The sequence below is a fragment of the Spirosoma sp. KNUC1025 genome, assembly GCF_045160025.1.
In the GTDB taxonomy this organism is placed as follows: domain Bacteria; phylum Bacteroidota; class Bacteroidia; order Cytophagales; family Spirosomataceae; genus Spirosoma.
Window position 1 is genome coordinate 4,230,859 of record NZ_CP087139.1, and the last position, 20,488, is coordinate 4,251,346.

The following is a 20,488-nucleotide window of genomic DNA, read 5'->3' on the forward strand; positions in this document are numbered from 1 at the left end:
AATCATGAAAATAAAGCCATTATATACGTTGATTCTTCCGGCTGTGCTGTTGGCATCCTGCACGAAAGAATTTATTGACCGGCCCTCCTTATCAGGCACGACAACCGGGAACTATTACAACAATGCCGACGAAGTGCGCGGGGCCACCAGTACGCTCTACAGCGGTTTGCCCTGGCGGAACTACGAAAGCCGGGCTCAGGATGCCATCGGCGACGTAATGGGTGGGAATATGTTTACCTATACCGACGTCGAGTATCTGAACTTCACAGTTTCGTCAGCCTCCGACCGTATTGGAGCTGCCTGGGGTGCTTTTTACAAAATCATTGGCTATTCGAACGTCATGATCAAAACGTTTGAAGAGAAAAAGGCTGCCGGCGGTAGTGCATCGTACCTCGATCCGGCTATTGCCGAATGCCACTTCATTCGGGGGGCCATCTACTTTTACATTGCGCGTACGTGGGGCGCAGCGCCGATCATCACCGACCCAGGCGAAACGGCTCTATCGGGAAATTTCAACATCCCGCGCTATTTGCAGAAGGATGTACTTCGGTTTGCTCTTGAAGAATTGCAACTGGCCGAAGCGGGTTTGCCAGAATCGGACGTAGCGGGTCGGCTGACCAAGTATTCGGCCAAGGGTATGATGGCGAAGTTATATCTGTATTCTAAGGATTATGCCAATGCGAAAGTGAAAGCTGAGGAAGTGATTAATTCCGGCAAATACAGCCTGGTATCTGATTATACGGGCATGTTCACGAAAATGAGCCTGAATAACAATCCGGAATCGTTATTCTCGATTCAACACCAACTTGCGCAGGACCCCTGGGGAACTGGAAACATCAAAAATCCAGACCGGGGCGCGGGTGCCCTGCGCACAGCCGAAGCCGATGCGTGGGAAATGTACGTTCCTTCGCTGGATTTGCTGAAAGAATATGAGTTTGGTGATCTGCGTCGGAAATGGTCTGTGATGGAACACGGCTGGACAAACCCAAACTGGAAACCGCAGCGTGCCAACGCTCCCAAGTATAACGCGTTCATGGCCAACGGATTTAAGTACGATACGTTGCAGCCCACCGAAGATGGCGGAAGCCTCAGCCCGACCCGTTCGAATATCGTGAAGTATTTTGCCGGACCTGGCAAAAGTTTCGGTGGCGATCCGGTTCTCGGCCAGAATTCCGGCAACAACGTAGTGCTGTTGCGGTATGCGGATATTTTGTTGATTTATGCCGAAGCGACGCTGGCGGGTGGTGCTTCTACCAGCGACGCCAAAGCACTCGATGCTATCAATAAAGTGCGAAGCCGGGCCGGACTGGCGCCGAGAACGTCCATAACGCTCGACAATATCCTGCATGAACGCCGGGTTGAGTTTGCGTTTGAAGGCGACTACTGGTATGATGTTCAACGTCAGGGATTTGCCAAAGCGAAAGCAATCATTGAAAAGCAAAACCGGGGCACTGTAACCGGCGCTACGTACCTCACCAACTTTACCGAAGACAAGATGTACCTGCCTATTCCGGCTGGCGAAATTGTTCAGGACCCCGAATTAGGCAAAGACCCTGTTCCGTATTATAAATAGCAATTATGTATTGGCTATTAGTCATTTGTCATTGGTAATTAGTCATTGTAGTCAATAACCAGTAACTAATGACCAATAACCAATGACGCGAAGCCAATGACTAGTGGCAGATGACTTTTAAAATTTGACATGCAATGATATTTAATAGATTCACTCGAACAGCAGGCTTTTTGTTTCTGACGGCTTTGGCCGGATTAGGCGTAAGCTCCTGCACAAAAGATACCGACGGAAGCCCTCAGATTAAACCTGGTAACCCAGCCGTTACGGCGCTCTCGCCCGACTCCGCGGCTGGTGGCGCTTTGGTTACGTTGACAGGCACCGGTCTGGGTGATATACGTTCCATTGTTTTTGAAAAAGGAAATGTTCCGGCTGGTTTTCAATCAACACTGAATACCGAAAACGCACTCATTTTTCGCGTGCCAGCCGACGTACTGGGGGGCAATCAGAACATTATTTTTACCAACAGTGCAGGCAATACGGTAACTGTGCCTTTTAAGGCGCTGGCATATCCGACGGTGGCTTCCGTTTCCAATTACAATTTCACAAAAGGGACTGTGCTGACGCTGACGGGTAATAATTTTGACGACGTAACGGCAGTCGCGATTGCTGACTCGGTAAAGGGTATTTCGGATGCGGCAACTGTTGTATCGAAAACCAAAACCCAACTGGTCGTTCAGATGCCCGCGACTACCCTGACCCGTGGCACGCTCAGCATTACCAACAGCACGGGCCGGATGCGTACGAAGCAGGAGTTCGTCAATCTTGATAAAGTGTATCAAATCTTTACGGATGCGTATGGTACTGGTTATCAGGACGGTTCATGGGGTGATGCCGCAGCCGTCACCACAAAAGAATTTGCCTCAGGTACGGCATCGGTTGGCAAAAACTTTCAGAAGGGAAACTGGCATCTGATTGCCTTTGCCAACTGGTCGGCGTCGGCTATTCCGTACTCGGCCGATTATACCTACGTAACGGGTTGGATAAAAGGGGCTTCGGCCGACTACTCCCTTTATCTGACTACGGATGCAGGCAAAGCTGGTTTTGGTGATTTTGTCGATAAGAACAAGATTGATGTTAAAGCCGGTGTTTGGAACTACTTCAAAATCAAGCTCTCGGATATGGATTTCTGGGTGGCGGGTAAAACCTTAAAGCAGGTTGGATTCCGTATTCAGGGACCAGACAAGCAGGATGAAACCTTCTATTTTGATGACATCCTACTGGTGAAGTAATCATGGAAACTGCTTTTTTCAGCTTCCCGAAAGCATCAGGCTTTCGGGAAGCTATATCCCGGGATAGCTTCCGACTAAAATTTCCATTTTTCGTATTGTTTTTCCTTTTACTCCATGGCTTATCGGCATGTAAGGCTGAATCTGTCGTAGCCGATACTGTTCAAAAGCCTGAAGCTCCCAATTTACCCGCTAAACCTGCCAATCAACTTATTGACTCACAGGCTACTTCGTCGACAAAAAAGTTATTTGCCTTTCTGGTAGAGCAATACGGACGTAAAATGATTTCCGGGCAGCAGGACGATGTAGAATACGTACTGGAAAAAACAGGGAAAGAGCCAGCCATTGGAGCATTCGATTTGATTGATTATTCAGCCAGCCGGGTTCAGTTTGGGAGCAAGCCAGTACGTTCCAGCGAAGCCTGTATCGAATGGGCGAAAAAAGGCGAAGGGCGGGGTATTGTGAGTTTATGCTGGCACTGGAACGCGCCAGCTGATCTGATCAACCAGGCACCTGATAAGCTTTGGTGGAGTGGCTTTTATACGAAAGCTACTACGTTTGATCTGGCAGCGGCTCTCGCCGATAAGCACGGGGAGCGTTATCAATTGCTGCTGAACGACATGGATGCGATTGCGCTGGAACTCAAAAAGTTTCAGGACGCCGATGTGCCGGTTCTCTGGCGGCCTTTGCATGAAGCGTCGGGCGGGTGGTTTTGGTGGGGCGCTAAAGGTTCGGGCCCATTCCGGGAGCTCTGGCAGATTTTGTATGAACGGCTAACCGATTACCATCAGCTACATAACCTGATTTGGGTATATACAGGTACGGATAGCCTGAAAGCGGATTGGTACCCTGGCAATCAATACGTCGATATTGTTGGCCTGGATTTGTATATGGACGCTACAGCTACTATGAGTCCTAACTGGACGAGCGCTCAGGCACAGTTCAACGGAAAAAAACTGGTTACCCTTACCGAATCTGGCCACCTGCCCAAACCTGATACCGTTCGAAGTTTCAATACGTGGTGGTCCTGGTTTGCCGTGTGGAATGGTACCGACTGGATCAAGAAGCAACCAATCGATCTGTTAAAATCGGTCTATACGGACCCCGATGTGATTACCCGGGATGAGTTGCCCGACTGGCGAAAGCAATAACGCGTAAGAAAACCCGAAAAACTGTACGCTTACGTATTCCAGCGTTTGGAAGAGTAAAAACTAAATCGTTGCTTTAGTTTTTACTCTTCCAAACGCTTTTTTATACATGCTACGTAAACATTTACTTACCTCAATCCTTGCCCTTTTTGCCTTGTCGGCTTGTGAAACAAAGCCAAAACAACTCCCGCTTGTAGGGACTTGGGAATTAATTTCGGCAACGACCACAGAAAACGATTCAACGTTTTCTACGTTCGATGCGAGTCATAAAATGATTAAACTGATTAACGATTCTCATTTCGCTTTTTTAAATCATAAACTAAATACGGCGAAAGATTCATCATCGGAATTTTCGGCGGGTGGTGGAAAATACACGCTGGTTGATAGCGTGTATACCGAGCATTTAGATTACTTCAATGACAAGGCCTGGGAAAATAACAAATTTGAATTTGTGGTTAAAATTGCCAACGATACACTAATTCAGAAGGGCATCGAAAAAGTGGATAAGCTTGGTATTGACCATATCATTATCGAAAAATACAAGCGCGTTACTGAATAAAAAAAACCTGGAAGTCTGTCTAAATTTAGTTGATGCTGAAGATCCCTCCTGCGTCGGGAGGACAAAAAACGCGTTTGGGTTAACAGGAATTCTGTAGAATTTTTAAAGCCTAAACATCCTCTTCAATACATGAATGGTCTGAAGATTACGTTGCCCCTCACTCCGAGGGAAATAAACTACCTGCAGCGACAAAATTGATTACTTTCTGTACTTTTGCTGTATGGAATTAGATTACGCAGACATTGAAGTGCCAGCAATGGAAATCCTTAAGAGTGATCGACTTATACATCTTAAATACGATATCCGGGGCCCGATCTACGAAAAATCGCTTGAGCTGGAAAGTCAGGGGTATAAAATCATTAGTCTCAACATAGGCAATCCGGCTACGTTTGGGTTTGATGCGCCCGATGAGATTGTTCACGACATTATTCTGAATATCCGAAACGCACAGGGGTATTCCGACTCGAGGGGGTTGTTTGCGGCACGTAAAGCGGTCATGCACCATACGCAAAACATTGGTTTACCCGGCATTACGATCAACGATATTTATATCGGCAATGGTGTCAGTGAATTGATTATGCTATCGATGCAGGCGCTTCTCAATGAAGGCGACGAAGTACTGGTACCTTCCCCCGATTATCCACTCTGGACCGCATCCGTGGCGTTTTGTGGAGGTAAGCCCGTTCATTACGTATGTGACGAAGCCTCCGACTGGAATCCCGATCTGGCCGATCTGGAGAGCAAAATTACACCGCGCACACGGGCTATTGTGGTTATTAATCCGAACAACCCCACCGGAGCGGTCTATAGTAAGGACGTATTGGCTGGCATAGCCCGTATTGCCGAACGGCGTAAACTCATTGTGTTTTCTGATGAAATCTACGACCGGATTCTGTACGATGAAGCCGTACACTATCCCATCTCGAAAATGATACAGGACACACTCTGTATTACCATGGGCGGTTTGTCGAAAAACTACCGGGCTGCTGGTTTTCGGGGAGGCTGGATGATTCTGAGCGGAGCGCGGCACCGGGCAAAATCGTACATCGAAGGACTGACCTTACTGGCCAGTATGCGCCTTTGTGCGAATGTGCCCACCCAGTACGCTATTCAGACAGCCCTTGGTGGCTATCAGAGTATTAACGACCTAGTGATGCCCACCGGACGATTGTACAAACAGATGATGCTGGCCTACGAACGCATGACTGCCATTCCGGGCGTTAGCTGTGTGAAACCCAAAGGTGCCTTGTACATTTTTCCGAAAATCGATCTGACACAATTCCGTCTGGAAGATGATGACGATTTTGTGCTGAATCTTCTGACAGAGCAGAAAGTACTGGTCGTGTCTGGTAATGGATTTAACTACGTACAAAATGATCACTTTCGCATCGTATGTCTGCCGACAGTTGATGAGCTAAACATCGCGATGGATCGAATCGAACACTTCCTGGAGAGCCGACGGAAATAAACGGTTCATGACCGAATAAGCTTGACTACTGGCGTCCCGAGAGTTCAAATCTTTCGGGACGATTTTATTTATAGCGGATAGACGACTGATAACAAATCGGATTTTTGGGTGAACTAGCAGACGCTAACGAGGCTATTCTGCCTATAAATGTTCCAGCAGATAAAATAGCATCCGGAATAGGAAATATGAGAAACGTTTTTTGCATACAAGACGTTATCTCGTTCCGCTCTGTAAAAATTGGCCCTATCTAACAGGAATCCCGTTTTTAAGTATATTGGGCGACGAATTTATGTTAACGGAGTGAGTACGTTTCGCGCCCACTGCCTTTTTTTAGTACGTACATGGAAGAAACAAAAGAGAATGTTCATCGCTCTGAAACGCAGAGCACCGAACGCATTGCCCACGATTTACCCAAGCGAGATGAGTTACTCCTAACCCCTGATGAACAACGCATTAAAGAAGCTTTTCAGGACCACGACTGGAATGAAATCAAGACTGCCGACTCCTGGGTAATTTTTAAAGTTATGGCCGAATTTGTTGAAGGATTCGACAAATTGGCCAAGATTGGGCCCTGTGTGTCGATTTTTGGTTCGGCTCGTACCAAACCAGATAGCCCATACTATAAAATGACCGAAGAAATTGCGGCCAAACTCGTACGGCATGGCTATGGGGTTATTACAGGTGGTGGCCCCGGTATCATGGAAGCCGGAAATAAAGGCGCTTTTGAACAAGGCGGCAAATCAGTCGGTCTTAATATCAAATTACCGTTTGAGCAACATAGCAATATTTACATTGACCCCGACAAGAGCATCAACTTCGACTTCTTCTTTGTCCGGAAAGTCATGTTCGTCAAATACGCACAGGGTTTCGTGGTGATGCCTGGCGGGATGGGTACACTCGATGAATTATTTGAGTCACTGACGCTTATTCAGACACGTAAGATTGCTCGTTTCCCGATTGTGCTCGTTGGCCGTTCGTTCTGGCAGGGGCTTATTGACTGGATTACGGACGTAATGCTGGGACAGGAACACAATATCAATCCTGAGGATATGAAACTCATCAGTATTGTCGATACACCAACAGAAGCTGTTAAAGTGATCGACGAATTTTATAACAAATACCTGCTTAAACCAAATTTCTGATCGAAAGAACGTACCGCAATAATAAACCCAATAGTCGAAAGGCTATTGGGTTTATTAGTTGACCGAAGATCAGTTTTGAAAGAAATTACTGGAAAGTGATAGGCAATTCGACGAGTGCATTATCCCAGGCAATGACCATAACTGACTCCGTTACGGTATCCTTGGCTTTCTTAAACTGAATCGCCAGATTTTCAACGGGGGCATCCGTTTTTTTGACAGGAGCCGTCACGCGCAAAACATCTAAATCCTGTTTGTAACTATAGGCACCCCACTGATCTAAATCCGTGTTGAAAATCAGCGTCCATTCCGTTTCAGCCGGAATCGCGTATAAGGAATACGTACCTGCCTTTATCTTCTTTCCCTGAATCGTAGCGTCAGTAAAAAATTTGATTTCGGTAGCTTCATTAGCACCGACCCGCCAAACCTTCCCGTAAGGAACCAGCTTTCCGTACACCTCCCGACCATTTTTTGCCGGGCGGCTATACGTTACCCGGGCATAGGCTTTGTCGCCAACTTTGGCCGGTGCGAATTTCCGGTCATGCGCAAAATCGTCGGGATAGTAAGCCATATCCATTGGACTTTTATCAAGACCTCGTAAGGTTTGAGCTTCTGAGGTTAAGGTAAGGCCTATAAACAGGAAGGTAAGTAAAGAGAAAACGTTCACGTGTTAAGTCTTTTTAGAGTTTGGCGCAATATACTTCCATACCAGCGATTGCTGGTACGTTCCGTTACGCACGAGACCAGAAAAAATTAGTTAAAACGGTGTTTCCTGAGTCGGATCAGCATTACCGAAGTTCGTCATGGTATTGGCTTTACTCTTGAACACACTACCTGCCGATGGCGGTGGTGTATCGAAGTTGCTAAGGCCATTCACTTCCGGCGCGAAACCATGCGCCTGAACAGGCTCAAAGTAAGAGTCGAGATCGCAGAATTTTGTGAACTTATTGATGAACCGGAGCTGAATCGTATCGAGGGAGCCACTCCGGTTTTTAGCAATGATCACTTCGCCAATACCCGCTGTTGAGTTGCCGTTTTCATCCTGCGTAATATTGTAATATTCAGGGCGATAGAGGAAGCAAACCATATCGGCGTCCTGCTCGATAGATCCTGATTCCCGAAGGTCGGAGAGCTGCGGTTTCTTGTCGCCACCCCGTGTTTCAACAGCCCGGCTCAACTGCGAAAGTGCAATAACCGGTACGTTCAGTTCTTTGGCCAGATTCTTCAGCGCCCGAGAAATCGACGCAATTTCCTGTTCACGGTTACCACCGCCCCTGCCAGACGTATCGCCCGACATCAGCTGGAGGTAGTCAATCACGACCATCTGAATATCGTGTTGGGCTTTCAGGCGTCGGCATTTGGCACGTAGTTCAAGAATGGACAGCGCAGGCGTATCGTCAATAAAAATAGGCGCTTCGGTCAGTCGCTGAATTTTGTGGTGCAACTGCGTCCACTCGTGCGGGGCAAGCGTTCCTTTTCTTATTTTCTCGGAATCAATTTCTGCTTCGGCCGAGATAAGACGATTGACAAGCTGAACCGACGACATCTCCAGCGAGAAAATCGCAACAGGCTTCCCGTGGTCAACAGCCGCATTACGTAGCGCAGAAACCACAAACGCAGTTTTTCCCATCGCTGGCCTAGCCGCTAAAATTATCAATTCCGTAGGCTGCCATCCCGACGTAACGCGGTCCAGATTGGTGAAGCCAGACGGAACGCCCGTTAAACCTTCCTGATTTTTCTTGGTTTCCAGCTCATTGAGGGCCATCCGAACGATGGTACTCATGTCAGCGTAGTTTTTCTTGATGTTCGACTCCGAAATCTTGAAAAGTGATTGTTCGGTTCGGTCGAGAAGTTCAAATACGTCGGTCGTATCCTCGTAAGCGTCGCGCAGAATGGTAGACGACATGGCGATAAGCGCCCGTTTAAGCGCCTGCTCCGAAACGATCCGGGCGTGGTACTCGATATTAGCTGCTGAATTGACCCGAAACGTTAGCTCAGATACAAACCCGCCCCCGCCTACCAGTTCAATTTCGCCAGTTTTACGAAGCTGTTGCGTAACGGTCAACAGATCAATGGGATCGGAGTTGCCGAACAGCGTCAGGATGGCATTGTAAATTCGCTGATGCGCTTCCTTGTAAAAAGTTTCGGGTTTAAGGATGTCAACGACGGAGGAAAGCGCGTCTTTTTCAATCATCAACGCACCTAAAACAGCTTCTTCGAGATCGAGTGCCTGAGGGGGAAGTTTACCGAGACCCGTATCGAGCCAGTGGTTACCTGCTTGCTGACGACCCCCGGCAAAAGCCGATGGTTTACGAAGATGTTGGTTTGGGCGTGCGTTGTTTTCCATGTCTTACTGCAAGTTTACGCAATCAAGCCTGCATAAGGCAAATCTTTATCGTTCAACGTATAGCCATTGAATGGTCGGTAAGTTGCGTAACATTCTGGTAATGTTGACGCTACCGGGCTAAAAAAAAACTGATTTTTTAAGCAACGGTTGGGGAGGGTGCTGGCGTACATGATACAGAAACAAGGTAGCAGACTGTACGCCAGCAAGATAGCGATTTATTGCTACAAAATACTTGTTTTTTACCAGACTCTGGAAATAAATAGAGCTATGACCAAAATGAATAAATTTTTGACAAATCGTGTTGTAGGAGTGAAGAAATCGCTTACTTTTCGGAATCACATTTTAACCTCATTCATCATTTGGTCGAAAAAGTCATCACCCTCGACAATGTCTCGCTCATCGACTTTCTGGGCGTAGAGAATCATAATATCAAGGAAGTGGCTGCTGCCTTTCCTATGAGCAAAATCATCTCACGTGGCAATGAGATACGTATCAAAGGAACTACGCCGGAGATCAGTCGCATCAGTGATATTCTGGATTCGTTGATGGAACATTACCAGCGATACGGTAAAATAACTCACGACAACGTCCAGACGTACATCAGTCATAGCGGGCAGCCGGTTCCGGGAAATCCGTTGGCTCCCCCTGTGCTTCCAGACGACGATGAAGTGCTGGTCTATGGCACCAGGGGCGTAGTAGTTCGGGCCAAGACCGATAATCAGAAACGACTGGTAGAGGCTGCTGAAAAGTACGATCTGGTGTTTGCTGTTGGTCCGGCCGGAACCGGAAAAACATACACCGCTGTTGCGATTGCCGTGCGGGCTTTGAAAAATAAAGAAGTTAAAAAGATCATTATTACCCGACCGGCCGTAGAAGCAGGTGAAAACCTGGGGTTTCTGCCTGGTGATCTGAAAGAAAAGATTGATCCGTACCTGCGCCCGATCTATGATGCACTCGATGATATGATTCCGGCGGAAAAGCTCAAGTTTTACACCGAAAACCGGATCATTGAGATTGCCCCACTGGCTTATATGCGGGGTCGTACACTGAACAATGCATTTATTCTGCTCGACGAAGCGCAAAACACGACGTCAATGCAGATGAAAATGTTTCTGACGCGGATGGGGCCAACTTCAAAAGCAATCATCACCGGCGACCGCTCACAAATTGACCTGCCTAACCGGCAAAAATCAGGCCTGGTTGAGGCTGTGGATATTTTAAAGAATGTCAAAGGGATTGCCTTCGTTGAGCTCGACGGACGCGATGTGGTTCGCCACCGATTGGTTCGTGAAATTATTACAGCATATGACAAAGCTGGTCAGTAAGAATCTATTGTTTATGAAACGAACCGGCTGGCATTGGCTGGCCGGTTCGTTTTTCTGTTTAGTGCCCTCAATCGTCCAGGCTCAGACGCCTACTGAAGTACCGATGCGTTGTGCGACGTTTCAGCTCGAACGGATTTTGCAGCAGCGTAACCCCGGCCGACTTCAGCAAATTAATGAACTCAACCAGCGCATTCAAAAAGTCCAGGCTGAATACGGGCAATTGCGTCGGCAGGCCGATACAACAATCTACCTAATTCCGGTTGTTGTTCATATCATTCATAGCACAGCATCCGGGCAGATTGGGGGCGAATCGAACGGAAATATTTCCGACGATCAGGTTCTTTCGCAGATACAGATTCTGAATGAGGATTATCGACGCAAAGCGGGAACGAATGGGTACAACACCAGCTCTATTGGTGCCGATGCCGGTATTGAATTTTTTCTGGCAACAACTGATCCCAATGGCAAGCCTTCAACAGGAATTACCCGCCACTATTATGCCAACAAATCGTCGTTTGATGTGTTGAGCTACGAAGATGATTTGCTGCTCTCCACTATTGCTTATTGGCCAAGTGATCGCTACCTGAATATTTGGGTGACCAAGGTTGATAACAATAACCTAGGCTTCACTCCGCAGTACCCGACCATCACGAAAAGTGATACGTTGCAGGGGTTACCGGTTGACACCGACAAGCTAACCGATGGCGTGATTGTTGATTACCGGGCGTTTGGTAAGCAGACCGTTTCGAGTTATTACAAAAGCTACGCGCTGGGCCGAACAGCTACGCATGAAATCGGCCATTGGCTGGGGTTGTTTCATCCGGATGGTCCGTACGACGACCCTTGTGGCGACGATTACATTGCTGATACGCCCCCTACGGATAACCTGAACCAGACATCCAGTTGTACGGATATCTACTCCAACTGTTCGGGAAAGCGTACCCGGGAGTTGATCGAAAACTACATGATGTATTCGCCGGATGCCTGCATGAATATGTTTACCGCCGGGCAGGTGGCCCGGATGCGGACCGTGCTGGCCATTAGTCCGAGCCGGGCTAATTTATTCAGCGGCTCTGTTACACCCATCACCGAAACCGAAAAGCTCACCATCAACGTTTACCCAAACCCAACCACCACGGACCCCTTACTGGATGTTCAACTCAAAGGAAACCAATCGTTTACCGTTGGGGTGTTTGATACGTCCGGCCGTTTGTTACGGACCGTTTCCTATGCAGATTCGCCGAGTACGCGCCTGTCGTTGAGTATAAATGGATTAGCGACCGGGTTGTATATTGTACGTGTAAAAACCAGCACGGAGATGGTTAGTAAACGCTTACTGGTGCAATAGCTGGCCGTTTACGGATTAAGAAGCAGGTTGGAGGAACACGTTTTTTATGCATCTTCAGCCGTTGTTTAGGAATCCGTGAACCGAAACGAATTCACTTCATGATTACAGTCTTACCTATTTCCAGTTCTACCGATCTCGATGCAGCCTTTTCTATTCGTCGACAGGTTTTTGTTGATGAACAGCATGTTGATGATCGGGAAGAGTATGATGAATTTGAAACAACCAGTACGCATTTTCTGGCTAAGGTAGATGGTGCCCCTGCTGGTACGGCTCGCTGGCGACGTACATCGAACGGGGTTAAATTAGAACGATTTGCCGTTCTGGCCCCGTTTCGCGGAAAAGGTGTAGGCAAGGCGCTGGTAAGGGCTGTACTCGATGATGTGTTCAGCCAGCAGCCCGAACCCATCGAGCGTATTTATCTTCATGCACAGGTACCGGCCATGCCCTTATATGCCAGTTTCGGGTTTGTACCTGTAGGGCCCATGTTTGAGGAAGCGGGTATTCAACATTACAAAATGGTATTGCCGGGTTCGGCTTATAGCACTGAATGAACGGTTATCCCTTCGTTCGTTACGTCACGGCGCTCATTGCCGGAATCGTTTGTTACGTGCAGTTGCCAGATTACTATAGTATCCCGGCAGGTTTGCTGGTCTTCGGGGCTGCTTTGTATTTATGGAGTTTTGTTCGTTACGCCCGCAACAGTATTAAACCCATTCAGATCAGCGCAGGGATTGGTGGTTTGATGATGTTGATGGCTTTTGGCTGGGCAATCACATATCAGCGCACAGCCAGCAACAAACCCGATCATCTTGTGCATCTGACGGATACGTTACGTGCCTACGAAGGTGTTGTGTCGGCCCAACCCGAAGAACGTGCCAAAACGTATCGTGTCGAGCTGGAAATTCGACGGGGAAAGTGGCAAAATGATCAGTGGCGTTCGCTTACGGGCCGTGTGATTGTGTATCTGGATAAAGCAAACGTACCAATGCCCAGGTATGGCGAAGTGTGGCTGGTTTCTGGAATGCCCCGGACCATTGACCCACCCCTAAATCCCGGCGAGTTTAATTATAAGCGCTACCTCAGTTACCGAAACATATATCACCAGGAATACCTCCGACCATTTCAACGGCATATTCTTGGTATTGAGCCGCCGAACCGCCTAACTCAGCTAGCATCAATTGTCAATCGGTGGGCAGATAGTGTCATTACGTATCAGGTTGGCACCCGACCCGAATTTGGGGTTGTAAATGCCATGATTCTGGGCGTTCGCGATGATCTGGACACTGAACTTTATCAGGCGTATTCGACTGCCGGAGCTATTCATATTCTGTCGGTATCGGGACTGCATGTCGGTATTTTGTTTGCCGTATTAACCTACCTGCTAAGTTTCCTGAACAAACGACCGCGTGGTAAATTGTTAATGGCTGCGTTGCAGTTAGGTATTCTTTGGTTTTATGCGCTCGTTACGGGCTTTTCACCGCCGGTACTCCGTTCGGCGGGCATGTTTACCCTGCTAATTCTGGCTAATGCGTTTGGCCGACAGCATCACTTGGTGAATACGTTGGGAGCCTCCGCATTTTTTATCCTTTGCGTTGATCCCTATGCGGTGTTTTCGGCTGGATTTCAATTGTCGTATCTGGCGGTCGCCGGTATTGGTGCGTGGCAGTCGTCGCTCTATCAGTCCCTGACGTTTCAGAATAAATGGGTCAACCGACTCTGGGAACTGACGGCCGTAGCGCTGATTGCCCAGCTCATTACGTTTCCGTTGGGTGTATTTTATTTTCACCAGTTTCCTACGTACTTTTTATTGGCCAATCCGATTGTCATTGGGATGTCGGAGCTGCTGTTGCCGCTAGCGATGAGTACGCTGGCTCTAAGCTGGGTGCCGTATGTCAGTGAAATACTCGGCTGGCTATTACAGAAAACAGCCTGGCTTCTCAACTATTCCGTTCGGCTAACAAGCCAGTTGCCGGGCGCTACCTGGGATGGTTTATGGCTATCACCAATGGCGATGTTGCTAACGTATTCGGTAATTCTGGCCGCCATTGCCCTATTGATAACTCGTAATCGAACGTATATCTGGCTAACCAGTGTGCTAGCGCTCTGGCTGGCAGGACTTATAGGTTGGGATGACTACCTGAAAACGCACCAGCGTCGGTTGGCGGTGCATTTTTTGCCGCACCGAACGGCAATCAGTTTGACTGATGGCCTTCAGAGTACGTTGCTTACCGACCTTGACCCGGCCGATACGCGCTCTTATGATTTTTATCTTAAAAATACTTTTGGCCAATGGGGGATTTCAGAACCGGCAATTGCCCGCATACGCCGAAACTTTAGCGAGACTGAGCCAACGATAAACGTATCGGCTTATCGGCAAACGCGCGATTATGCTCTGTGGGTCTGGAGAGGGAAGACAATATTTCTAGTCAACAACTTAAGTAACCGGCAGCATTGGCGATTACCTGCCGTGGTAGATTACCTGATTATTCGACGTAACGCGCTTCAGGATTGGCAACAGTTAAACGGCCGTATTGTGGCTCGGCATATTGTCTTCGATGACTCGAACAAAACGCCATTGACCGATAAACTGTTGGGAGAGGCCCGGCAACTAGGAATAAGTTGTTACTCGGTTCGGCAAATGGGAGCGTACGTAGCTGAATTGGACTAGTAATGCCCTGTCGCTCCGTTTATTTGTTTGTCCTTTTTGTCGTACGTAGTAACCTTAATCCAGACGAATGAGCGAATTGTAAATTCGCAATACGATCGAAAACACAGGACGTTACCAACTCGATCCACGTAACGTTCATTGACCTTCAACGCCGAATTAAGGCTGACTGGGAACAGGGGCTTTGCTTAGCGAATCTTTCTTGGGAGCCGGAGGACGGAAACCACCCACTGCTTTCTGCATCTCCTCTTTCTTCGATTGGTAGAGCGTCCACTGCTCGGGCGTCAGGATGGTTTTGAGCTTGTCTTCTTTCTCTTCGTTCAGCATAATCATCATATCCTGAATTTGCTTTCGCGTATCCGGACCGGGCTTTCCGCTGGGACCAATTATGTCTTTGATTGCATCCTGTTGCTGACTGCCATACTCCGTGTTCAGGTTTTTAACGGCCTTGAGCTGGTCTTTCGTCAGCGAGAGATTTTCCTTAAGCCACTTGGTTTCTTTTTGAGCGATTTCGCCGGCAATGTTCGGAATTGACGAACGGGGGGTACTTGACATCGATGGGTCCATACCGCCCATCCGGCGGCCATAACCCATTCCGCCACCCGGATAGCCACCGTACTGACCAAAACTTGAGTGACTTAACAGAAGGCCAGTACTCAGGAAGAAGCTAAACAGAAAGATGTATAAACGAAGCTGGGGGTTCATGACACAGTGACAAAATAGATGGACGACTATCAAACGACGAAGTTCGCTAAAAAAGTTAAAAATTCTCTGCTTATCGGATACTTGTTTCGGAGGTTTGAACACGTACCCGTATGGAAGGAGCTTCTCCTTGCGGCACGATCACGACGATGTGATTGACAACCGTTTCGCCATTCTCGAGCATATGGCCTGCCTGTACCTGAACCGTGCTGATTACTTCCTTGCCTTCGGCATTTTTAGTCGAGGTAGAGTACGGAACCAGAAATGGCCGCGCCCGAACCGTTGTGGTTTTAGAAGTTAAACGGGCACCAGTAGCATTGACGCAGTCGAAATTGGCCAGTAAATCCTGATTTTGTAAACCGAAGGTTGTTTGACGAGGGAAAAATAGCTTTGTGCAGCCACTTTTATTCGTTACGTAAACCGTCATTTCGTATCGGTTAAATGTTCCTTTGCTACCAATATCTTTTTTGCTTTCGTTGCGTATTGAGTAGCCATACTCAAGCCCATTTAGTTGTGCAGGTTGCTTGTCGGTGATGTCGTATGCAGGTTGACCCTGAGCAACGAACGATAAACATAGGCCTAAAAAAAGCACTAAGCGGAGCAAACGGTATTTCATTGATAATGTTGGATTTTTTTAACTCGAAATTTAGAGGGAAAATACTAAATGACGAACCTGTTTTTGCTTAAAAAGCGCTAAACTTTTCCTTCCAACAGACCGTTGCTTTATATATGGAAACGCTCGAAAAAATCCGCAAGGCGTACACGGAATACGTTCTTGAACACGGAAAACAACCCACCTCCGTTTTCCAGTTTGCGAAGAAACTGAAAATTGCCGAAGCCGACTTTTACAAAGAGTACACATCGTTCGACGCAATCGAAGCTGATATCTGGCTGACTTTCTTCAACGAAGCCAAAGCAACTGTTGAGGCTGACGAAACAGCGCAGTCGTATTCAGTTCGAGAAAAATTGCTGGCGTTTTATTACACCTGGATTGAATTGCTGAAAAGCCAGCGCAGCTTCGTTGTTTATAGCTTCGGGCGGCTGAAAGGCGACGAACAGGAACGAAAAAGCAGAGCGCGTATGATGCAGTCGCAGGTGCTTAAGCCCTTTAAGGAAGCCTTTTACGACTATGCCCGTGATTTACTGGCTGAAGGGCGCGAAAGTAAAGAAGTAGAACCCCGCCCGTTCATCACAGATCGCTATCCAGATGCGCTATGGGGGCAAACACTCTACCTGCTCAACTTCTGGGTACGTGATGTCAGTAAAAACTTTGAAAAAACCGATACGGCCATTGAAAAAGCCGTTAACACAGCCTTTGATCTCATTGGCCGTTCGCCCCTGGATACCCTGTTCGATTTCGCTAAATTTATGTACCAAAATAAGTGATTGAATGATTGACTTGTGGAATGGTCTGCATCTTTCGATTCAATCATTCAACAAGTCAATCATTCGATTATTCAATCATTTATGAAAACCCAAACATCCGTTCCTACTACCAAAGTTGCGCGTGCCAGCCAGTTTGTAAAGGCCGGTGTGAAGGTAGGCGGGAATTATATTAAACATTACAGCAAAAAATTAATCGATCCGACGCTTTCACGTGAGGAGTTGCATAAGGATAACGCTGCCGACATCTATGATGCGCTGAGCGAACTGAAAGGTTCGGCGCTTAAGATGGCGCAGATGCTGAGTATGGACCGGGGACTACTGCCCGTGGCGTATTCTGATAAATTCGCGATGGCTCAGTATTCGGCTCCCCCTTTGTCGGGACCACTGGTTGTGAAGACGTTTAAAACGTACTTCGGAAAAACGCCCGCCCAACTGTTCGATACGTTTGATATGGATGCTGTCAACGCTGCCAGCATCGGGCAGGTGCATCTGGCCTGGAAAGACGGGAAAAAGCTGGCCGTGAAAGTACAGTATCCGGGTGTAGCCGACGCCGTCAGCTCCGATCTGAAAATTGCCAAGCCACTGGCTGTCAGGCTGCTGAATCTAAACGAGCGTGACATCGATCGCTATATGGGTGAGGTAGAATCCAAGTTGCTGGAGGAAACAGATTACGAGCTTGAACTTCGGCGATCCATCGAAATTTCGGAAGCCTGTGCCCATATTCCTGATCTGGTCTTTCCAACGTATTACCCTGAATTTTCATCGAAGCGTATTCTGACAATGGATTGGCTCGATGGTCTGCATCTGAAAGATTTTCTGAAAACGAATCCATCTCAGGCGGTTCGTGACCGTATTGGTCAGGCTTTGTGGGACTTTTATGATTTCCAGATTCACACACTACGTCAGGTTCATGCCGATCCTCATCCGGGTAATTTCCTGATGCGGGCCAATGGTACGATGGGTGTCATCGATTTTGGGTGCGTGAAGGTCATCCCTGATTTTTATTACGATAATTACTTCCGGCTTATCAATCCTGATACGCTCGAAGATGCAGAATTGACAGAGGAAGTCTTCAACAATCTGGAGTTTTTAACCCCCGCCGATTCGCCAAAAGATCGGGTGTTTTTTACAGATCTGTTCAAAGAGATGACCCTGATGCTGGCCGAACCCTTCGCTGTGGACTCGTTCGATTTTGGTGATGATACGTATTTCAGCAAAGTGTATGCCTTCGCCGAGGGCCTGGCCAACGTACCGGAATTGAAAGATTCGAAAGTTGCCCGCGGGTCACAGGATGGGCTGTACGTGAACCGGACGTATTATGGTCTGTATGCCATGCTTAACGAACTTAAAGCCCGCGTAACAACCACGAAACCGGAATGGCTACGGTCGAAAAAACTGGTGGCTTAAAAAGGTAATTTACAGGTCTGGCTGATATGAACCTGCCAGGCCTGTATCGTTATGATAAAGGCTGAGGTGGGGGCGTTCCTGATCCGGCAGGTTTGGAGCGATCTTCGGGCAAGGGTACAAACTCCAGATTATCAGTTGGTGGTAAAGCAATGCGACCAGCCTGCCAGTCGGCTTTAGCTTGTTCAATACGTTCTTTTCGGGATGAAACGAAATTCCACCAAATAAACCGTTCGCCAAGGGGCTCTCCCCCAAGCAGCATAATGGTAGTCGATTCGAGGGCTGTCATCACAGGGTCGATGCCGGGTGTGAAAACGAGAAGCTGACCTTCCGTATAGCGGTATCCATTTACTTCCACAGTGCCTTTTGCCACATAAGCTCCCCGTTCAGGGTACCCAAGCGGGAGTCCAAACCGCGAACCGGCCTGAAGAACTACATGGGCGTAGAACAAAGGAGAATGCGTTTTTACGTGGTTGCTGAGCCCAAAGGCGTTTCCGGCAATCAATCGCATCCAGATGCCTTTATCCGTAAAAACAGGAAGCTCGTTGGGCTGGTAATTATCGAAGGATGGGGCATCTTCCTCGTCGGCTTCGGGCAAAGCTACCCAGGTCTGAATCATTTCAAGTCTGCCCCCGGCCAGCGTTGTCGGGTCCTCAAAGCGTTCGGAATGCGCTATGCCTCTGCCTGCCGTCATCCAGTTAACCTCACCGGGACGGATAACTTGCTGTACGCCCAGACTATCCCGGTGCGTAACCAATCCATCAAATAAATAGCTTACCGTTGATAAACCGATATGCGGATGCGGCAGTACGTCCATGCTCGGCGCCTGTTCAGGGGCAAAATTTACGGGCCCACCATGATCCATAAAAATAAACGGACCAAGCATCCGGCGAAGTCGATAAGGCAAAATCCGCCGGACATTAAATCCATTGCCCAACGAAGCGGGTCTTGCATCAATAATCAGATCTAACATAAGTGAGTAGATATTTTGAATCCACAGAACACACGCTAAAAGAGTTGTTTCAGCGCGTCGAGGATTGGTAAATACGTTCGACAATTTCCTGTAAAATAGCTCCCTGTTCGCCCGTACATACATTCGAGGGTTTGCCAAGACAGGCATCCAGAAAAGCACTTGTATTTTTAAGCTGAATATCTGTTTCTTCCAGGAACGGAAACTGTATATCGGCCAGTTCGCCCGCTAGTTCAGTATGTAACGTAAATGGAAAGAGTTTTGCACCGCCTTTGCTGCCGAAAATATCCAGATTGCGGTCCTTCTCGGCCTGCATGTTCAACGCAAACGATGCCGATAGCATGATGGATGCTTTGTTAGGAAACGACAGGTAGGCAGTGGCAGCATCTTCCACCTCAAACGTAGCGGGGTCCCAGGTACCCATCAACCCTTTGCCGCCCGCTTTGCCAATAAAATCGTACGTATTTGCTATCACCTGTTCAGGTGTTGGATAGCCGAGTGCATACAAAGCCAGGTCGAGCACGTGTACGCCGAGGTCGATTAATGCCCCACCGCCCTGCATGGCTTTGTTGGTAAAATAACCCCAGCCCGGAATTCCCCGCCGACGCAGAAAATTTGCTTTTATGTGGTAAATGTCTCCCAGAAGGCCATCCGCTTTGCAGCGCATCAGCAACGCGAATTCGCTCGCCTGACGTAATTGAAAATTATAGGCCAGCACAACCCCTTTTTTGTTCGCCAGATCGGCCATGTCACGGGCATTTTGCGCCTTGACGGCAGGCGGTTTTTCGCAGAAAACGTGACAACTGTTCTCCAGCGCTTCCATCGTTTGTGGATAATGGAGGTTGTTGGGCGTACAGATCACGACCAGGTTTGGAGTACATTGCCGGTATAATTCAGCCGTTTCGCCAAACGCATGGGCAATCCCATGTTTATCGGCGAGGGCACGCGCTTTGGAAAAATCCCGGCTACAAACGGCGACAATTTCGACTTGTTCCGAAAGTTGTTTAAGGGCCGGTATATGATTTGTATCGGCAATATTGCCACCGCCGATGATGGCTGCTTTGAGTCTAGACATGCCGTAAAGAAAGTGAAAAATAGGGATTCAAATTCTGATTTTCCGTTTTCGTACGCGTAAATAAATCCCGATGCTGTTTTAGGATTTGGCGTATATTGGCCAGCACAACATCAGGGGTTATGCTGTTAATTGAACAGCCGACCTCTGTGTGCT

18 protein-coding genes are annotated in these 20,488 nt (G+C 47.9%); 12 read left to right on the top strand and 6 right to left on the bottom strand.

Annotated features, from left to right (window positions below):
* Positions 1-4: 4 nt before the first annotated feature.
* From LN737_RS18430 to LN737_RS18455, 6 genes are all read left to right on the top strand, one after another.
* On the top strand, positions 5-1,573 hold the full coding sequence (locus LN737_RS18430) for a RagB/SusD family nutrient uptake outer membrane protein (protein ID WP_405511290.1): 1,569 nt from the start codon (positions 5-7) through the stop codon (positions 1,571-1,573).
* Between the two features lie 134 nt (positions 1,574-1,707).
* Complete coding sequence (locus tag LN737_RS18435) at positions 1,708-2,802, top strand: IPT/TIG domain-containing protein (RefSeq protein ID WP_405511291.1); 1,095 nt, start codon at positions 1,708-1,710, stop codon at positions 2,800-2,802.
* 2 nt (positions 2,803-2,804) lie between these two features.
* Complete coding sequence (locus tag LN737_RS18440; RefSeq protein ID WP_405511292.1) at positions 2,805-3,950, top strand: glycosyl hydrolase; 1,146 nt, start codon at positions 2,805-2,807, stop codon at positions 3,948-3,950.
* Between the two features lie 106 nt (positions 3,951-4,056).
* The gene (locus tag LN737_RS18445) at positions 4,057-4,506 is read left to right on the top strand and encodes a hypothetical protein (protein ID WP_405511294.1); all 450 of its coding nucleotides are present in this window, start codon (positions 4,057-4,059) and stop codon (positions 4,504-4,506) included.
* A gap of 256 nt (positions 4,507-4,762) precedes the next feature.
* Positions 4,763-5,974, top strand: coding sequence for a pyridoxal phosphate-dependent aminotransferase (locus LN737_RS18450; protein WP_405520451.1), 1,212 nt, complete (start codon positions 4,763-4,765; stop codon positions 5,972-5,974).
* A 341-nt stretch (positions 5,975-6,315) separates the two neighbouring features.
* Positions 6,316-7,116: a TIGR00730 family Rossman fold protein gene (locus tag LN737_RS18455; protein ID WP_405511295.1), complete on the top strand. Its 801-nt coding sequence runs from the start codon at positions 6,316-6,318 to the stop codon at positions 7,114-7,116.
* 85 nt (positions 7,117-7,201) lie between these two features.
* Here LN737_RS18455 and LN737_RS18460 read toward each other — a convergent pair whose 3' ends face one another.
* Both LN737_RS18460 and dnaB read right to left on the bottom strand, forming a co-directional pair.
* Positions 7,202-7,780: a DUF2911 domain-containing protein gene (locus tag LN737_RS18460; protein WP_405511296.1), complete on the bottom strand. Its 579-nt coding sequence runs from the start codon at positions 7,778-7,780 to the stop codon at positions 7,202-7,204.
* 90 nt (positions 7,781-7,870) lie between these two features.
* Positions 7,871-9,460, bottom strand: coding sequence for a replicative DNA helicase (gene dnaB, locus LN737_RS18465; RefSeq protein WP_405511297.1), 1,590 nt, complete (start codon positions 9,458-9,460; stop codon positions 7,871-7,873).
* A gap of 359 nt (positions 9,461-9,819) precedes the next feature.
* On the opposite strand from dnaB, the gene LN737_RS18470 reads away from it, so the two are divergent.
* From LN737_RS18470 to LN737_RS18485, 4 genes are all read left to right on the top strand, one after another.
* The gene (locus tag LN737_RS18470; protein WP_405511299.1) at positions 9,820-10,785 is read left to right on the top strand and encodes a PhoH family protein; all 966 of its coding nucleotides are present in this window, start codon (positions 9,820-9,822) and stop codon (positions 10,783-10,785) included.
* Between the two features lie 13 nt (positions 10,786-10,798).
* Entirely contained in the window at positions 10,799-12,133 is a 1,335-nt protein-coding gene (locus LN737_RS18475; protein WP_405511300.1) for a M43 family zinc metalloprotease, read from the top strand.
* 98 nt (positions 12,134-12,231) lie between these two features.
* Entirely contained in the window at positions 12,232-12,684 is a 453-nt protein-coding gene (locus LN737_RS18480) for a GNAT family N-acetyltransferase (RefSeq protein ID WP_405511301.1), read from the top strand.
* On the top strand, positions 12,681-14,801 hold the full coding sequence (locus tag LN737_RS18485) for a ComEC/Rec2 family competence protein (protein ID WP_405511302.1): 2,121 nt from the start codon (positions 12,681-12,683) through the stop codon (positions 14,799-14,801). The genes LN737_RS18480 and LN737_RS18485 overlap by 4 nt, the downstream gene beginning before the upstream one ends.
* A 156-nt stretch (positions 14,802-14,957) precedes the next feature.
* Here LN737_RS18485 and LN737_RS18490 read toward each other — a convergent pair whose 3' ends face one another.
* Positions 14,958-15,503 (bottom strand): hypothetical protein, encoded by a 546-nt coding sequence (locus LN737_RS18490; RefSeq protein WP_405511304.1) that lies wholly within the window; start codon positions 15,501-15,503, stop codon positions 14,958-14,960.
* 70 nt (positions 15,504-15,573) lie between these two features.
* The gene (locus LN737_RS18495; RefSeq protein WP_405511306.1) at positions 15,574-16,116 is read right to left on the bottom strand and encodes an ABC transporter permease; all 543 of its coding nucleotides are present in this window, start codon (positions 16,114-16,116) and stop codon (positions 15,574-15,576) included.
* A gap of 113 nt (positions 16,117-16,229) precedes the next feature.
* Here LN737_RS18495 and LN737_RS18500 point away from each other — a divergent pair, with 113 nt between their 5' ends.
* Complete coding sequence (locus LN737_RS18500) at positions 16,230-16,886, top strand: TetR/AcrR family transcriptional regulator (protein WP_405511307.1); 657 nt, start codon at positions 16,230-16,232, stop codon at positions 16,884-16,886.
* 81 nt (positions 16,887-16,967) lie between these two features.
* Positions 16,968-18,293 (top strand): AarF/ABC1/UbiB kinase family protein, encoded by a 1,326-nt coding sequence (locus LN737_RS18505; RefSeq protein ID WP_405511308.1) that lies wholly within the window; start codon positions 16,968-16,970, stop codon positions 18,291-18,293.
* Between the two features lie 49 nt (positions 18,294-18,342).
* On the opposite strand, the gene LN737_RS18510 is transcribed toward LN737_RS18505, so the two are convergent.
* Both LN737_RS18510 and LN737_RS18515 read right to left on the bottom strand, forming a co-directional pair.
* Positions 18,343-19,263, bottom strand: coding sequence for a pirin family protein (locus tag LN737_RS18510; protein ID WP_405511309.1), 921 nt, complete (start codon positions 19,261-19,263; stop codon positions 18,343-18,345).
* A gap of 49 nt (positions 19,264-19,312) precedes the next feature.
* Positions 19,313-20,335, bottom strand: a complete 1,023-nt coding sequence (locus LN737_RS18515; RefSeq protein ID WP_405511310.1) for a Gfo/Idh/MocA family protein — start codon at positions 20,333-20,335, stop codon at positions 19,313-19,315.
* Positions 20,336-20,488 lie beyond the last annotated feature (153 nt).

Coding starts and splice junctions, on each gene's coding strand:
- LN737_RS18430 (WP_405511290.1), top strand. CDS start 5: ATGAAAATAAAGCCATTATATACGTTGATTCTTCCGGCTGTGCTGTTG.
- LN737_RS18435 (WP_405511291.1), top strand. CDS start 1,708: ATGATATTTAATAGATTCACTCGAACAGCAGGCTTTTTGTTTCTGACG.
- LN737_RS18440 (WP_405511292.1), top strand. CDS start 2,805: ATGGAAACTGCTTTTTTCAGCTTCCCGAAAGCATCAGGCTTTCGGGAA.
- LN737_RS18445 (WP_405511294.1), top strand. CDS start 4,057: ATGCTACGTAAACATTTACTTACCTCAATCCTTGCCCTTTTTGCCTTG.
- LN737_RS18450 (WP_405520451.1), top strand. CDS start 4,763: ATGGAAATCCTTAAGAGTGATCGACTTATACATCTTAAATACGATATC.
- LN737_RS18455 (WP_405511295.1), top strand. CDS start 6,316: ATGGAAGAAACAAAAGAGAATGTTCATCGCTCTGAAACGCAGAGCACC.
- dnaB (WP_405511297.1), bottom strand. CDS start 9,460: ATGGAAAACAACGCACGCCCAAACCAACATCTTCGTAAACCATCGGCT.
- LN737_RS18475 (WP_405511300.1), top strand. CDS start 10,799: ATGAAACGAACCGGCTGGCATTGGCTGGCCGGTTCGTTTTTCTGTTTA.
- LN737_RS18480 (WP_405511301.1), top strand. CDS start 12,232: ATGATTACAGTCTTACCTATTTCCAGTTCTACCGATCTCGATGCAGCC.
- LN737_RS18485 (WP_405511302.1), top strand. CDS start 12,681: ATGAACGGTTATCCCTTCGTTCGTTACGTCACGGCGCTCATTGCCGGA.
- LN737_RS18490 (WP_405511304.1), bottom strand. CDS start 15,503: ATGAACCCCCAGCTTCGTTTATACATCTTTCTGTTTAGCTTCTTCCTG.
- LN737_RS18495 (WP_405511306.1), bottom strand. CDS start 16,116: ATGAAATACCGTTTGCTCCGCTTAGTGCTTTTTTTAGGCCTATGTTTA.
- LN737_RS18500 (WP_405511307.1), top strand. CDS start 16,230: ATGGAAACGCTCGAAAAAATCCGCAAGGCGTACACGGAATACGTTCTT.
- LN737_RS18505 (WP_405511308.1), top strand. CDS start 16,968: ATGAAAACCCAAACATCCGTTCCTACTACCAAAGTTGCGCGTGCCAGC.
- LN737_RS18510 (WP_405511309.1), bottom strand. CDS start 19,263: ATGTTAGATCTGATTATTGATGCAAGACCCGCTTCGTTGGGCAATGGA.
- LN737_RS18515 (WP_405511310.1), bottom strand. CDS start 20,335: ATGTCTAGACTCAAAGCAGCCATCATCGGCGGTGGCAATATTGCCGAT.